The sequence below is a fragment of the Acinetobacter thutiue genome, from assembly GCF_030385805.1.
GTDB classification, from domain to species: domain Bacteria; phylum Pseudomonadota; class Gammaproteobacteria; order Pseudomonadales; family Moraxellaceae; genus Acinetobacter; species Acinetobacter corruptisaponis.
On sequence record NZ_JAUDZE010000008.1, the window covers coordinates 33,665 to 49,100 of the forward strand.

At 40.3% G+C, this 15,436-nt stretch carries 11 protein-coding genes; 6 read left to right on the forward strand and 5 right to left on the reverse strand.

Annotation, left to right across the window (positions count from 1 at the left end):
• Positions 1-8: 8 nt before the first annotated feature.
• From QTA56_RS14230 to QTA56_RS14240, 3 genes are all read right to left on the reverse strand, one after another.
• A complete protein-coding gene (locus QTA56_RS14230) occupies positions 9-518 on the reverse strand; it encodes an LPS-assembly lipoprotein LptE (protein WP_267981667.1) in 510 nt (169 codons plus the stop codon).
• A gap of 48 nt (positions 519-566) precedes the next feature.
• On the reverse strand, positions 567-3,194 hold the full coding sequence (gene leuS / locus QTA56_RS14235) for a leucine--tRNA ligase (protein WP_267981668.1): 2,628 nt from the start codon (positions 3,192-3,194) through the stop codon (positions 567-569).
• Between the two features lie 136 nt (positions 3,195-3,330).
• The gene (locus QTA56_RS14240) at positions 3,331-3,681 is read right to left on the reverse strand and encodes a DUF4124 domain-containing protein (RefSeq protein ID WP_267981669.1); all 351 of its coding nucleotides are present in this window, start codon (positions 3,679-3,681) and stop codon (positions 3,331-3,333) included.
• A 506-nt stretch (positions 3,682-4,187) separates the two neighbouring features.
• Here QTA56_RS14240 and QTA56_RS14245 point away from each other — a divergent pair.
• The 4 genes from QTA56_RS14245 (at position 4,188) to QTA56_RS14260 (ending at position 8,525) form a co-directional block, all read left to right on the forward strand.
• A complete protein-coding gene (locus QTA56_RS14245) occupies positions 4,188-5,912 on the forward strand; it encodes an acetolactate synthase 3 large subunit (protein WP_267981670.1) in 1,725 nt (574 codons plus the stop codon).
• Entirely contained in the window at positions 5,912-6,403 is a 492-nt protein-coding gene (gene ilvN, locus QTA56_RS14250; RefSeq protein ID WP_262466117.1) for an acetolactate synthase small subunit, read from the forward strand. The genes QTA56_RS14245 and ilvN overlap by 1 nt, the downstream gene beginning before the upstream one ends.
• A gap of 98 nt (positions 6,404-6,501) precedes the next feature.
• Positions 6,502-7,518 (forward strand): ketol-acid reductoisomerase, encoded by a 1,017-nt coding sequence (ilvC, locus tag QTA56_RS14255; RefSeq protein ID WP_004659026.1) that lies wholly within the window; start codon positions 6,502-6,504, stop codon positions 7,516-7,518.
• A 98-nt stretch (positions 7,519-7,616) separates the two neighbouring features.
• Positions 7,617-8,525: a hypothetical protein gene (locus tag QTA56_RS14260; protein ID WP_267981671.1), complete on the forward strand. Its 909-nt coding sequence runs from the start codon at positions 7,617-7,619 to the stop codon at positions 8,523-8,525.
• A 42-nt stretch (positions 8,526-8,567) separates the two neighbouring features.
• Here QTA56_RS14260 and QTA56_RS14265 read toward each other — a convergent pair whose 3' ends face one another.
• On the reverse strand, positions 8,568-9,599 hold the full coding sequence (locus QTA56_RS14265; protein WP_267981672.1) for a hypothetical protein: 1,032 nt from the start codon (positions 9,597-9,599) through the stop codon (positions 8,568-8,570).
• A gap of 667 nt (positions 9,600-10,266) precedes the next feature.
• On the opposite strand from QTA56_RS14265, the gene QTA56_RS14270 reads away from it, so the two are divergent.
• Positions 10,267-12,330 (forward strand): putative bifunctional diguanylate cyclase/phosphodiesterase, encoded by a 2,064-nt coding sequence (locus QTA56_RS14270; RefSeq protein ID WP_267981673.1) that lies wholly within the window; start codon positions 10,267-10,269, stop codon positions 12,328-12,330.
• Between the two features lie 90 nt (positions 12,331-12,420).
• Here QTA56_RS14270 and QTA56_RS14275 read toward each other — a convergent pair whose 3' ends face one another.
• Positions 12,421-13,569, reverse strand: a complete 1,149-nt coding sequence (locus QTA56_RS14275) for an alpha/beta fold hydrolase (protein ID WP_267981674.1) — start codon at positions 13,567-13,569, stop codon at positions 12,421-12,423.
• 829 nt (positions 13,570-14,398) lie between these two features.
• Between QTA56_RS14275 and QTA56_RS14280 the strand changes: the two genes are divergently transcribed.
• Positions 14,399-15,223 carry a hypothetical protein gene (locus tag QTA56_RS14280; protein WP_267981675.1) on the forward strand — a complete coding sequence of 275 codons (825 nt, stop codon included), beginning with the start codon at positions 14,399-14,401 and terminating at the stop codon, positions 15,221-15,223.
• Positions 15,224-15,436: the final 213 nt, after the last annotated feature.

Sequence of the window (15,436 nt, forward strand, 5' to 3'; positions counted from 1 at the left end):
ATGACAGCTTAGGGTTGAGCTTTAGGCAAGCGGTTTGCGGCAATTTGACGTGTCAATTGTTGGGCCAGGTCATCAATCACAATACGGTTGAGATAGGCTTCCTGCTGGTTGTCAGTGTTGACGGTTGCCACATCATATTGATAGCTACGGGAAGCTGTTAAGGTACGTGGTTCAGTCATCTTGCGACCCTGACGGTCCTCAATCTGAAAGGTAACCGTTAAACGCAGTAGCACCTCTGTCAATTTACCATTCAGCAACTGGCGGCGGGGTGTGTAATCCAGAATACGCAATACATAGGCATCATTGGCATTACTGAGCTGTACACCTGTTGCACTGAGGTAGATACTTAAACGATTTTCGAGTTCATCGGTATTGTCAGGTAGAACCAGGGTGAGTTTATTGTAGACCAATGGTGTTGCGGCTGGGTTGCTTCCCTTAAGATGAAAACCACAACCGACTAAGCCAGCACTTAGACCCAAAGTTAAAACAATAGCAGCGAGACGTTGCGCTAAGTGCATAAATATCCCTCATAGACAATGAGGGCGTATACAATACGCCCCTACAGTTTAAACGACTAAATTCACCAATTTGTTTGGCACAACAATTTCTTTCTTGGTTGGACCTGTCAGGAATTGCTGAACTTCTGCCAAGGCTTTTGCCTGTGCCAATAAATCTTCTTTGGAAATATCAACAGTGACTTCCAGCTTACCACGAAGCTTGCCATTCACCTGTACAACAATCGTTTGCGTATTGCGGGTCAAGGCTGACTCGTCCACCTGAGGGAATTCAGCCGTGGTTAAATCAATACCAAACTGAGCCAACAAGGTCTGGCTTAAATGTGGTGCAAATGGTGCAAGTAATGTCAGCAATGTTGTGATTGCTTCACGTTCAACTGCAACATCGTTATCATCTTTGGCTTCAAACTTGTTGGTTGCATTCAACAATTCCATTAATGCGGCAATGGCGGTGTTAAAGGCGTGACGACGTTCAATGTCATCACCCACTTTCTGAATCGTTTCATGGGTTTTACGGCGTAGATCTTGAGCATCTTTACTCAGTTCACAGCTACCAATCTCTCCAGTACCATTTACGCCTTTTTCAAGGAATCCAGTAGCCAAACGCCATACACGTTTCAGGAAGCGGTTGGCACCTTCAACCCCTGCATCTGACCATTCCAAAGACTGGTCAGGTGGAGCAGCGAACATCATAAATACACGGGCGGTATCTGCGCCGTACTGGTCGATAATCGCCTGCGGGTCAATGCCGTTGTTTTTCGACTTGGACATTTTTTCTTGTCCACCGATAACCACATCCTGACCATCACCTGAATATTTTGCTGAAAGCACACGGCCTTTTTCATCTTTTTCTAAAATAATGTCGGCAGGGTTGAACCAGGTTTTTTTGCCATTTTCAGCTTCACGGTAGAACGTATCCGCCAAAACCATACCCTGTGTCAACAGGTTGCTAAATGGTTCGTTGCCCTGAACAACACCCTCGTCACGCATCAACTTATGGAAGAAACGTGCATAAAGTAAGTGTAGGATAGCGTGTTCCACACCACCGATGTATTGGTTGACTGGCAGCCAGTTTTGCGCCGCTTCAGGCTTGACCATACCACCAGTGAAATCAGGTGAGGCGTAGCGTGCATAGTACCAGGAGGATTCTACGAAAGTATCTAAAGTATCTGTTTCACGACGTGCATCGCCACCACAGCTTGGACACTTGGTTTCATAGAACTCAGGCATCTTGTTCAATGGGTTGCCAGAGCCATCTGGAACGACATCAGTCGGTAATACCACTGGTAATTGATCTTCTGGAACTGTGACTTGACCACATTTTTCACAGTTGATCATTGGAATTGGGCAACCCCAGTAACGCTGACGGGACACGCCCCAGTCACGTAGACGGAACTGAACCTTGGCATTGGCCAAAGCTTGTGGTTCTAGTTTAGCAAGGAGTGCATCAAAAGCAGCCTGGAAATTCAAACCGTCGAACTCGCTTGAATTGACCAGTTTCCCTTCTTTTGAACCATACCATTCCTGCCATACTGTTGCAGAAAAATCAGCGTCATCTGTGCCTTTGGCATCAATTACTTGCTTGATTGGCAGGTTAAATTTGTTGGCAAACTCAAAGTCGCGTTCATCGTGGGCAGGAACAGCCATCACCGCACCTGAACCGTAAGACATCAACACATAGTTGGCAATCCAGACAGGCACTTGTTCGCCAGTGACAGGATGCTGAACAGACAAGCCTGTTGCCATGCCTTTCTTTTCAGCAGTGGCTAAATCCGCCTCTGCCACTGAACCCATACGGCATTCTTCAATAAATGCAGCAAGTTCAGCATTATCTTCAGCAGCTTTAAGTGCCAACGGATGTTCTGCTGCTACCGCAACATAGGTCACACCCATTAAGGTGTCAGCACGGGTGGTATAAACTGTTAGGCCATCTGCATAAATTTCAGGATTGGCGGATGGAAAGGTAATTTCCATCCCTGTAGAACGACCAATCCAGTTACGTTGCATGGTCAAAACCTGCTGTGGCCAGCCATCCTGCAAGGTATCCAGATCATCCAGCAACTCTTGTGCGTAGTCAGTGATGCGGAAGTAGTACATTGGGATGTCGCGTTTTTCCACCAATGCACCCGAACGCCAGCCACGACCATTTTCAACTTGCTCATTGGCTAACACTGTCTGGTCTACTGGGTCCCAGTTTACGGTTGACAGCTTGCGGTAGATCAGGCCTTTCTTATAAAGCTGAACGAACAGCCATTGTTCCCAGTGATAATACTCTGGGGTACAGGTCGCAAATTCACGATCCCAGTCCACTGACAAGCCCAGTTTCTTCAACTGGTCACGCATATAGGCAATATTTTCAAATGTCCATTTTGCAGGTGCGACTTTATGCGCAATCGCTGCGTTTTCCGCAGGTAAACCAAACGCATCCCAGCCCATTGGCTGCAACACAGTTTCGCCCTTTAAACGGTAAAAACGGCTAATCACATCACCGATGGTGTAGTTGCGCACATGCCCCATATGCAGCTTGCCACTTGGGTAGGGGAACATCGACAGGATATAGCGATGCTTGCCCTCTACAGTGTCGGCAACTTTGAAAACTTTGCGATTGTCCCAGTCTTGTTGAACTTGGGGCTCAATGGCACTTGCTTGATATTCGGCGTCAATGTGAGAAGTCGTCATAGGGATATGCGATACAACAAAAAAGTAAGATTAAGATTGCTGCACAGCATAGCGCAAAACTGAGTGAAATGTCAGTTTTTAGATTGGGATTTTATCTTCAAGGCGGTTACTACCACCTTGATCTATTCAGGCTACTTTATCGGTCTGAATGTGATGGTGCAGATGGTGCCTGAGCAGGAGGTGAGGTTGTTGCAGCCGCTTCAGCCGCCACATTTGCTGCCTGTGATGCATGTTGCGCAGCGTTCTGGGCTTGCTGTGCGGCCTGATTTGCTGTTGTGGCTGGTGCTGGTGTCGCCTGATTTCCACCATAGGTTGAAACTTTATTTAAACGTTTTGCACCTTTAGGCGGAGGTGTGGTGGTGTAGTGGGTCGATCCATTTGCATCGACCCATTTGTAGTACTGTTGCGCATGGTTTTGACTTGAACAAAGCAGCAGTGCTGTTGTGGCAACCGTATATAAGCCCGTTTTTAAATAAGATTGTTTCATGTTTGATCTCCCCAAGAGAATTCTGTCTATATTCGATCAAAGTGTATTCAGGATGCAATTTACAATGCATAGTTTTATGTAAAAAGAAAATGAATTTTTGATAAATGGACGTTTCACTAGACTAAACCACTGCTGTGAATAAGCCTAAAAAAACAACAGCTAAAAAATATTATAGAAAAACCTTTCCTTTATTCTTGACTTTGTGTATGAAAGCAACAAAAATGCTTGCTTTAGTTTTATATGCGCTTATTTGATCACCCTTCGAATAAATGTCATGGCTTGCAATGGACATTCTTTCTAGCCGAGAGAATGATTTTTTGAAATATGCTTATCCCAGCATATTTTGATTCGAGATGTAAAAACAGCTTATACGGCTGATGAGTCAGAAAATTTTTCCTATTGCAGCAAAAACGAGTAGAATACGCACACTTAAAAAGTGCATAAGTTAATGAATGAAACACGGTTTATGTCTCCTATAAACTGTGCAAATACTAGGGTGAATCACGTTGGAACTTTTATCTGGTGGTGAAATGCTCGTTCGTGCCCTTGCGGACGAAGGCGTAGAGCATGTTTTTGGTTATCCAGGCGGCGCAGTTTTACATATCTATGACGCGCTATTTCAACAAGACAGAATCAATCATTACCTCGTACGTCATGAACAAGCTGCTGGCCACATGGCAGATGCTTATTCGCGCGTAACAGGGAAAACAGGTGTTGTCCTTGTGACTTCTGGTCCTGGTGCGACAAATACTGTGACTCCAATCGCAACAGCCTATATGGACTCAATCCCAATGGTGATTTTGTCTGGTCAGGTTGCGACACATTTAATTGGTGAAGATGCATTCCAGGAAACGGACATGGTCGGGATTTCCCGTCCAATTGTAAAACACAGTTTCCAGGTTCGTCATGCCAGCGAAATTCCTGCAATTATCAAGAAAGCATTCTATATCGCGTCTTCTGGCCGTCCAGGCCCAGTGGTGGTTGATATTCCTAAGGATGCAACCAACCCTACGGACAAATTTGCCTACGAATATCCTGAAAAAGTGAAGATGCGTTCATATCAACCGCCTTCACGTGGTCATTCTGGTCAAATCCGTAAGGCGATTGATGAACTGATTACCGCAAAACGCCCAATGATTTATACGGGCGGTGGTGTGGTTCAGGGCAATGCTTCAGCATTATTGACTGAGTTGGCACATCTATTGGGTTATCCAGTCACCAACACATTGATGGGCTTGGGTGGTTTCCCAGGCGATGATCCACAGTTTGTGGGCATGTTGGGAATGCATGGTACTTATGAAGCCAATATGGCAATGCACAATGCTGACGTGATTTTAGCGATTGGCGCACGCTTTGATGACCGTGTGACCAACAACCCAGCTAAGTTCTGTCAAAATGCCAAAGTCATTCATATTGACATTGATCCTGCGACCATTTCGAAAACTATTATGGCGCATATTCCAATTGTAGGTGCTGTTGAACCTGTACTTCAGGAAATGTTGGCACAATTGAAACAAATGAATGTGTCCAAGCCAAATCCTGAAGCAATTGCTGAATGGTGGTCTCAGATTAATGAATGGCGTAAGGTACATGGTCTTAAATATGAAACACCGACTGATGGCAGCATGAAGCCTCAACAGGTTGTTGAAGCATTGGACCGTGTCACCAATGGCGAAGCGATCATTACTTCTGACGTCGGTCAACACCAGATGTTTGGTGCGTTGTACTACAAATACAAGCGTCCACGTCAATGGATCAACTCTGGTGGTTTGGGCACCATGGGCGTTGGCTTGCCGTATGCGATGGCAGCCAAGCTTGCATTTCCAGATCAGCAAGTAGTGTGTATTACGGGTGAAGCTTCAATTCAGATGTGTATTCAGGAACTTTCAACCTGTAAGCAATATGGTCTGAATGTAAAAATTCTTTGCTTGAACAACCAGGCGCTAGGCATGGTAAAACAATGGCAGGATATGAACTACGAAGGACGTCATTCAAGTTCTTATGTCGATTCATTGCCAGATTTTGCCAAGTTAATGGAAGCTTATGGCCATGTGGGTATTCAGATTAACCACGCTGATGAGCTGGAAGCTAAATTAGCCGAAGCGATGGCAATTAATGATAAATGTGTATTCATTAATGTCATGGTGGACCGTACTGAGCACGTATACCCAATGTTGGTTGCGGGTCAGTCGATGAAAGATATGTGGTTAGGCAAAGGGGAGCGTACATAATGAGACATATTATTTCTGTACTCGTTGAAAACGAAGCAGGTGCGCTTTCTCGTCTGGTTGGCTTGTTCAGTCAACGTGGCTACAACATTGAGACACTCAATGTTGCACCGACAGAAGATGAAACCTTATCTCGTTTGACATTGACCACGTATGGTGATGATCACAAGATCGAGCAAATCACCAAACAACTCAACAAACTGGTTGAAGTGGTAAAAGTGGTTGACCTGTCAGAAGGTTCACACATTGAGCGTGAATTGATGTTGATCAAGGTTAAGGCACTTGGTGCGGCCCGTGCGGAAATCAAGCGTACAGCGGATATCTTCCGTGCCCAAATCGTGGACGTTACACCAACGACCTATACCATCCAGATCGCAGGTACAACGGACAAGATTGATGGTTTTATTGATGCACTTGCAGAGAACACGATCCTTGAGGTTGTGCGTTCAGGTGTATCGGGCATCGCTCGTGGTGAAAAGGTTTTAACAATTTAATGGCTTACCCAGTTCCTTAAAAGCAGGAATTGGGTGGTTACAACAGATCTATCCTTGTAGAACAAGGGAAATGACAAAAATTTTAGCGGAGAAAACAGATGCAAATTTTTTACGATAAAGACTGTGACTTATCTATCATCCAAGGCAAGAAAGTTGCAATCATTGGTTATGGTTCACAAGGTCATGCTCACGCACTTAACTTGAAAGACTCTGGTGTAGACGTAACTGTTGGTTTACGTGCTGGTTCAGCATCTTGGAAAAAAGCTGAAAATTCTGGTCTTAAAGTGTCTGAAGTTCCAGCTGCTGTTGCTCAGGCTGACTTGGTGATGATCCTGACTCCAGATGAGTTCCAGTCTCAGCTTTATCGTGATGTGATTGAACCAAACATTAAAGAAGGCGCAACCTTAGCATTTGCTCATGGTTTCTCTATCCTTTATAACCAGGTTGTTCCACGTAAAGACTTGGACGTGATCATGGTTGCTCCAAAGGCACCTGGTCATACTGTACGTTCTGAATATCAACGTGGTTCAGGTGTTCCTGACCTTATCGCGATCCATCAGGATGCTTCTGGTAATGCGCGTAACGTTGCACTTTCTTACGCTTCAGGTGTAGGTGGTGGCCGTACAGGTATCATCGAAACTTCTTTCCGTGAAGAAACTGAAACTGACCTTTTTGGTGAGCAAGCAGTTCTTTGTGGTGGTGCGGTTGAATTGGTTAAAATGGGCTTCGAAACTTTGGTTGAAGCGGGTTATGCTCCAGAAATGGCTTACTTCGAATGCTTACACGAACTTAAGTTAATTGTTGACTTGATGTTCGAAGGCGGTATCGCAGACATGAACTACTCAGTTTCTAACAATGCTGAGTATGGTGAATATGTGACTGGTACTGAAGTGATCAATGAACAGTCTCGTGAAGCAATGCGTAACGCGTTGAAACGTATCCAGTCTGGTGAATATGCGAAGATGTTTATTCAGGAAGGCGCATTGAACTACCCATCAATGACTGCTCGTCGTCGTCAAAACGCAGCGCATGGCATTGAAGTAACGGGTAATAAGTTACGTGCGATGATGCCTTGGATTCAAGCAAACAAAATCGTTGATAAAGAGAAGAACTAATCTTTAGTTTGATCTTAAAAAACCCTTGTTTCGGCAAGGGTTTTTTTATATAAAATAAATGATTAATTGATTTAAGAATGATGGAATAAGAGAAAGATATGAATCAAGCAAAATTACTTATGATGTTTTATGAATTTAGTCAAACTGAAGCAGGGCAAAAAGTAATTCAACAAGGAAAAAATTTTCTAATAGAAGTGGCACTACCAAAATTACAAGCCTCGGCTTCTGGAATAGCAATTAAAATTCGTTCAACAAGTACCGATACACTAGATCAGAGTAATATTAAACTCAATAAAAGTTTAAATATAGTTAATAATGGATTAAGTTTACCTTTGAGTTATCAGGAAAATTTATCAGTAAGCCGAATCTCACACAAAATCTCGAATGATTTAGATATTATTAAAGGTCAAAATGAGATTTTATTTTTGTCAAATTCTATTCAATATTTTTTAGATAGTCATCAAACCCGTACAGGTTTAGATCGCGGAATTTCTTATGCTTTACAATATGATATAGATGCTGTTTGCCAGCATTTGAAAAAGAACAAAGATATAAGATTTCCTGGATATCTATTACATCAACTGACTTGTTTATCAAGAACTATAGAAGAGTTAAATGTTTTTTATGATTCTATTTTGAATAATGGAAAAGTTAAATCATTTGAAGAAAAAGACAAAACAGGTCATAAGGAAAAATTTAATAAGACTGTTGGTATTGATGGCAAAAAAGTTGATTATGGTTATTTGCCATATAGTCTACAACTTGAGTTTTTGAGAGATTCATCTGAAAAAGCACAAAAGAAAAGTAGTGTCTTTGACTCCATGAAAGGATTGGTTGGATCTAAGGAGTTAGAAGCAGAGCTTAATGATACTGCTCATGATGCACTTTTTATCTTAAAAGCAGAGCTTGCTGCCAATGAGGAGTTAGAGTTTAAGATACATGAAAAATTAAAATTAGAAGAAAAAGAAAGAATTTTATTATCTTTTGAAAAGAACGATTTACCTTGAAATATATTTCCCTTGTTTCCACAAGGGTTTTTTGTTTTTAGCTTATAGTTGAGCATCCTGATGATAATCAAAAAGCCGTTTTGACGATAAATTGTAGAAATAAATACTGATTAAAGCCCCGATGGCAAAAAATAATAGACTTAGACCAATAAAGTGATGTACTGAGAAAATAAGTATAAAAACAATAACAATGGTGATTATAAATATTAAACCTAAACTTAACTCAAAATCTTTGATTACTTTCCTTTTTTCTATAGTAGGCAATAAAGCAGGCTGGCATTGCCAAATTTTAATATGTTGTGGTTGGTTGCTATATTTAAGTTTTTGATAATGATCAAACTCAATATCCTTAAAACATTTAAATAAAGCTTGTTCAAACTCTGAAAAATTGCCAATCGTTGATGGAATTTGAAAATCACAGTATTCAGGGCAATAGAAGTCAAGATGGAAATCAGAATTTTCAGTTGATCGAATGAATTGAATCTCCTGCACTGTAAATGTGCATACTGAAGACTTAATATGAATCCCTTGATGGTGTAGTGACCAAAGCTGATTTTGGCTAAAAAACAAGGCTGATTTTGAATGGAAAAATTCCAGTTTGGTTTTGTCTGTTGGAAGTAGTCGTATTTGTAAGGGCTGATATGATTGTGGCAATAAACAGAGTTCGACTTTTTGTCCAATCAACTGTTCAGGATCAAGGGGACTTTGGAACTTCTCTATTTGTGGGTAAGGAATACGAAATTTTTTTCGAATGTAATCATTTGATATATCCTGAAACTCAGCTGTTAGCTCCAGCCATTTTTGTTTTTGATTCCAGACGTGAATTTGTAAAATTTCCCCCTGTGTGGCCAAATACTGATGAGCCTCTATTTCTGGCTGGTATGGCCGTAAATAATATTTTTTAAGCGAAGAAGAGATAAAACTTTGCAGTAACAGTATGCCATAGCAAATCACAGCACCCAAAAATAGCCATCTACTCTGTTCTTTCTCTAAGGGAATAAAGGGAATGAAACTAGAGAAAATTCCCAACATATAAAGTAGTAATGCAAAAGATTGGATTTTTTGCTCAAACATTTGTCGATAGGTAAAGAAGTGGGGGAGTACAGAAACTTCAAGCTGTTTTTTCAGATAATCCAGTTGTTCTTCGGAACTAATCTTTTTTAGTGTAGTGAGGGGCTGTGATGGCATACGCTACATTTTTCTTTTTGTTTATGAATTGACCATATCATAATTTGGTTGTATATTTTATTCTATCATTTTGATAAGAAAAGATATTTTTAATCCATACTTAAAAATTATATGATGGGCTGATAACAGAGTTATAACAATACAAAGATCAAAAAGGCATAATATATTTAAGCCTTAATTATTTTCCAGAAAATGGTTTAGGCAAAATGAAAACAATAAAATTGCTGGGTATTTTGATGTCCCAGTTCGATTTAAAACCTACAAAAACAAATAACTGAAATATTCATACTGTCCAGTAAAAAATAAATAAGTCTTTGGGTAAAAAAATTGTGATAAAAAAACAATGTTTTTCATGGGGCTGAAATGATTGTGTGTTTTTATTCTATTGATTTATAAAGTGAAAAAGACTTGACCTTATGCTAGATGATGTTATTGTTAAGGAAAGTTTATGAATGCACTATTCATATCTTTTTCGAGTGTGAAGGATCGTTCTGAGCCTGGGCAATTTGCTCGGCAAATAAAAAAAAGTAATGGATAATCATGGAATTCCTTTATGGTACACGTTGATTACGATAACACATTGGTCATCGTTTCCATTCTGGTTGCGGTGGCAACATGCTATGCCGCAGTTTCAATGGAAGAGCTGGTTTTCAAGACTGCTTATAAAAAGTTTGAAAAAAGCATTCTGGTTGCGAGTGGTCTAATCCTGGGGTTGGCGATATGGGCAATGCATTTTGTGGGAATGCTGGCGAGTCATTTGCCAGAAGGCTATCATTTTGATCTGGGTTTAACGACGCTTTCCTATATGGTGGGTGCAATTGCCTCTATTTTTGCGGTGTGGCTGACTTCACGCCCAACTTTGCCTTTGCCTCGCCTGATTCTTGGTGCCGTGTTTATGGGCTTGGGTATAGCAGGTATGCATTATACAGGCATGATGGCACTTACAGTTGAACATCATCAGATGCATTATGATCCCTTACTGGTTATTTGCTCAGTTTTAATTGCAATCAGTGGGGCTGGTCTAAGTTTCTTCTTTATCTTTAAATATAAGTCAGCAGTCAGGTATCGGATTGGACTAAAAGCAATTGTTGCGGTGTTAATGGCGCTGAGCATTGTCGGTATGCATTACACAGGCATGGCGGCAACCTATTTTGATGAAAGTATTATTAAGGCCTTGAATGCTGCACAGACAGAGCAAAGTGTATTGTTGTTCACAATCATCTTTATTACCAGTCTGGTGTTTGTCGCAGGTTTTGCCGTTGCGGTTTTAGAATCTAGACTAGAAGAGCGTAATCAACAACTTACCTTTATAAATAAAGAGCTTGAGATTCAGTCCCTGCATGATGCCCTAACCAAGCTGCCTAACCGTATGTATTTAACCGACTATGCAGAGGTTGTGTTTAGCCATCATCGCTTGCATGAGCAAAAGGCCGCCTTTTTATATATTGACCTGGATCGTTTTAAGTCGGTGAATGATGCTTTTGGGCATCATATTGGGGATCAGTTGTTGGTTCAGATGGCCAACCGTTTACACAATAAGCTAAATCAAAACCATAAGTTATTCCGTATAGGTGGCGATGAATTTGTCCTGATTTCTGAAAATACCGATATCAACGAGGCAATGCAGCTTGCCGAAGAAATCCTGCATTTTATTCAGGAAACCTATTTAATTGCCAGCAAAGACATTAACATATCCGCGAGCCTTGGGATTGCGATGTATCCTGAACATGGCACCAATATTCAGGATTTATTGATTAATGCGGATGTCGCCATGCTGGTGTCAAAAGATCAGGGACGTAATACCTATACCGTATTCCAGTCCATGAGCGATCAGCAAGATGTACGCAGCCAGTCCAAACTGATCAATGATTTATATAAGGCGGTTGATGAGCAGCAGTTTGTCTTATTTTACCAGCCAAAATTTACCGCGAACTATGAAGTCTGTGGTGTTGAGGCCCTGATTCGCTGGAAGCATCCAAGTTTGGGACTGCTTACGCCACAAATGTTTATTGAAGGTGCTGAAAAAACGGGTTTAATTATTCCCATGGGATATTGGGCGCTGGAACAAGCTTGTCAGCAAATTCAGAAATGGGAGCAGAGCAAAAACCAGTTTTATCCAATTGCAGTGAATCTGTCAGCATTACAGTTTGAAAATAAGAAATTATTCAGTGTCCTTGAACAATTGTTGGAAAAATATCAAATCCAGCCTCACAACCTGATCCTGGAGATTACTGAATCAACCGCAATGCATCACATTGATTCAAGTATTCGTACCCTGGAGCGCCTGCGTAAGCTCGGTATTCGAATCGCAATAGATGACTTTGGAACGGGTTACTCAAGCTTCCTGTATTTAAAGGATTTACCTGTCGATGAACTCAAAATTGACCGTGGTTTCCTGATGGATTTACAACCTGATTCTAAAGAAGAAGCGATTTTAGAAAGTATAATTCATCTTGCTGCAAAATTAGGTTTGATTGTCACCGCTGAGGGAGTGGAAACACAGCAACAAGCGGATATTCTTAAAAATTTAGGCTGTAATCAATTACAGGGATACTTGCTTGGCAGGCCTGTTAATATTGATAGTCTGGTATTGCAAGGGCAGCCACATTTTGCCTAATCTTAGATAATCTGGTTTTATAACAATTGATCTCCATTAAAGGCTGTTTATTTGTTAAACAGCAACAGCCTTTATGGGAAGTATGAACCTTTAATCAGAACGTTTGGATAGCCATTCGGTTACAACAGGCCATACAGTCTGTGGTGCCTGATTACCTGAGACCAGCCCCATATGTCCACCTGGCACAACCTTAAATTGCTTGTCTTCACTACTGATTAAATCCATTAAAGGACGTACTGCTTCAGCAGTCACAATGATATCGGTATTACCACCCACGGCCAGCACTGAACAGTCGATGTCTTTTAGATTGGCAGTTTGCTCACCAAATTTTACTGAACCTGTAGATAACTCATTATCAATCCAGAAACGTAAAATAATGTCACGCATTACGCCGCCTGGGTAGGCCAGCATATTGTCCACAAAAGAGCTTGAGGTGGCATGGTTAACCACAAACTGGCGGTCATTCAGGTTCTTGACCAACTCCCAATAGTTCTTAAAGTTACCAATAGGATCAGTGAGTTTGAAGCCCAAGGTATTTTGCCATCCATGCACATGAAAGACACGGCTAGGCACTTGGTGGATACGGAAGTTGGTATTGTTGCGAACCCATTGGGCTGGAGCTGTTAAGCGCTGGTAAAATTTACCCATGTAACCTGATTTATGGGTATTGATAGGGGAGGCTAAAATCACCAGATTCTGAATATTTTTATCTTTAAACAAGGATGTGTAGCATAGTGAAAGTGCACCACCTAAGCTCCAGCCAAACAGGGAAAGCTGTTGCTGACCGCTATGTTCCCGAATTTTCTCTAGGAAATCTGGCATAAATGTTTTTACATAGGTACCGAGGTTATATTTTGCCTGACGTAGGCTTGGCGTACCCCAGTCAATCAAGTAAACATCAAAGCCCTGATCAAGAAAATAACGTACCAAGCTACGATTTGGGAATAAATCATAGATCAGCATATTGGCTGCTAAAGGTGGCACGATCACTAGGGGAATACGGTGTTTCTGTACTGTGGAGTCCGTATGGGGTGTGTAATGACGTAAACTGATAATTTCACGTTGATAGACCACATCAAAGGGAGTCTTTCCAGACAATGCAAGCTGGGCCCCGCGAAAGATACGGTCTGTTGCATTGGAGTATATATGACGTGCTTGATGGCTGGTATGGCTATTAAGCACTTTTTTTGCAGTTCGTGAACGAAGCAGGGCACGTTTAACTTTCGGCAATTGAGTCATGATGAACCTAAACTCTCAGGTTGCTATTCAGTAGCGGCATATTAGAAGAAAAATGACATGAGCTCAGTGACTCATTTGCTCAACTTGTCTTACAAAATGATCAATTTGAAATAATGAGTATTTGGACAAGCTTATTTTTTTCCAGTCCTATGTGAAGTTGAGCCTATAGATAGATAATGAGTTTAAATGTGTGTTTTAAGCATTTATTTTGATGGGTAATTAATTTGAATATTTTACATATATTCATCATTTTTTCTTAATGTATTGAAAAAATTATATTATTTATATTTCATCCTATTTTTAAAGAGATTAATCCTCATGTATTTAATTATGTTAAACTAAATATTAAATATTTTGTTCTAATAAAACATAAAATGTTACATAGATGCTATTTTTTATTATAATAAATGTGTAATTTGAGCATTTATTTGCTATATTAAATTATGAGCTACAAACCCTGAAAAGGCTCCTCATTCGCCATCTCTTTTTTATTTTTTAGAGATGGTTTTTTTTATTGTAAAGCTGATCTAATGCCTGTTTGTGGCAAAAGTATGGGTACTTAAACTTTCAGAATAGGAGTAATTTGCTTGTTCATTTTTATTAATTACAACAACTTAGGATTGAAAAAATATTGCTGAAATACTTAAGGTTTTGATTAATATTAATTTAATCTGTTTTCTTTTGACTTGTAAGTAAAAACACATCAACTTTTTTAAAAAAAAGCCTACAATCCTCATCCTCACTTAAGGGGAATTCAGCTAGAATAAGGAAAATCCTATTTTTTTATTGTTAAAGTTCTTTTAATGTTGAGCTAAAGGTTGGAGTTTACATGAGTAAAGAGACATCAACTTTAGTAAATTCTGAAGATACGATGTTGTCTCATGATACTGAAACGACACTGGAGCATGTCGTCAGTATCATGCCTCAGTTGATTCATTGGCTGATCAAGTCTGGCATTGGTTATAGTGAATTTACCACAGCGCTTAAAGCATTATTTTATAACGAAGCAATAAAAGAACTGGATAAGATTCAACAGAAGAAAACCGATTCCGCAATAAGTTTGTTGTCTGGTCTAAATCGCCGTGATGTAAGGGCTTTTTGTCAAAGCTATGGCGAGTATGCTTTGGTTGATCAATTTAACCTACAGCTACCGATCAGTGTTCCTGCACGTGTGGTTGGTCTTTGGGTGAGTCAAAAATTACCAGAACGGATTCCTTTTCAGGGTAATGAAAATAGTTTTGAAAGTCTTGTGAGACAAATTTCTTCTGAGAAACATCCAAAATCAATTCTATTGGAATTAAAAAGGTTGGGAATTGTTCTGGAAGAAAATGATGAAGTGATTCTACAAAATTCCAGTTTTACTCCAGATCCACAAATGGATGAGAGTAAGCAATTATTTTCTCAAAATATTTCCGACCATCTTGCTGCTGGAATTAGTAACCTGACTAGACAGAGCAATTTTCTGGAACAGGCAATATTTGCTGATGAGCTGAGTCAGGAATCTGTTGAAAAGTTAAATCAATTGAGTGTTGATTTATGGAACCTGATGTCAAAGGCGGTTATTTCTGCTGCTATTGATTATTGTAAGAATGATGAAAATTCAGCAGATGCCACTAAACGATTTCGTCTGGGCGTTTATCAGTACGATGAGTGACATCGTCCTAAGCAGTATCGTATATTGCGAAGTGCGAATAGAAACCTTTCTAATTCAGCTCAGCAGACTGAGAGTACAACGCTATCATTTGTTCTTATCTATTTGTAGTGTATTGAAATTCGGTCAATTTAAAACCCATTATAAGACAGATCATTTGCATTAGAGGTAGAGTTGTATATAATTTTTTGAAAGTGGATTATCTAGAAATTTTCA

What these genes read in the sequence shown, in the direction of transcription:
- QTA56_RS14265 (WP_267981672.1), bottom strand. Translation starts at nt 9,599, where the DNA reads ATGTTTGAGCAAAAAATCCAATCTTTTGCATTACTACTTTATATGTTG.
- QTA56_RS14240 (WP_267981669.1), bottom strand. Translation starts at nt 3,681, where the DNA reads ATGAAACAATCTTATTTAAAAACGGGCTTATATACGGTTGCCACAACA.
- QTA56_RS14230 (WP_267981667.1), bottom strand. Translation starts at nt 518, where the DNA reads ATGCACTTAGCGCAACGTCTCGCTGCTATTGTTTTAACTTTGGGTCTA.
- leuS (WP_267981668.1), bottom strand. Translation starts at nt 3,194, where the DNA reads ATGACGACTTCTCACATTGACGCCGAATATCAAGCAAGTGCCATTGAG.
- ilvC (WP_004659026.1), top strand. Translation starts at nt 6,502, where the DNA reads ATGCAAATTTTTTACGATAAAGACTGTGACTTATCTATCATCCAAGGC.
- QTA56_RS14275 (WP_267981674.1), bottom strand. Translation starts at nt 13,569, where the DNA reads ATGACTCAATTGCCGAAAGTTAAACGTGCCCTGCTTCGTTCACGAACT.
- QTA56_RS14280 (WP_267981675.1), top strand. Translation starts at nt 14,399, where the DNA reads ATGAGTAAAGAGACATCAACTTTAGTAAATTCTGAAGATACGATGTTG.
- ilvN (WP_262466117.1), top strand. Translation starts at nt 5,912, where the DNA reads ATGAGACATATTATTTCTGTACTCGTTGAAAACGAAGCAGGTGCGCTT.
- QTA56_RS14260 (WP_267981671.1), top strand. Translation starts at nt 7,617, where the DNA reads ATGAATCAAGCAAAATTACTTATGATGTTTTATGAATTTAGTCAAACT.
- QTA56_RS14270 (WP_267981673.1), top strand. Translation starts at nt 10,267, where the DNA reads ATGGTACACGTTGATTACGATAACACATTGGTCATCGTTTCCATTCTG.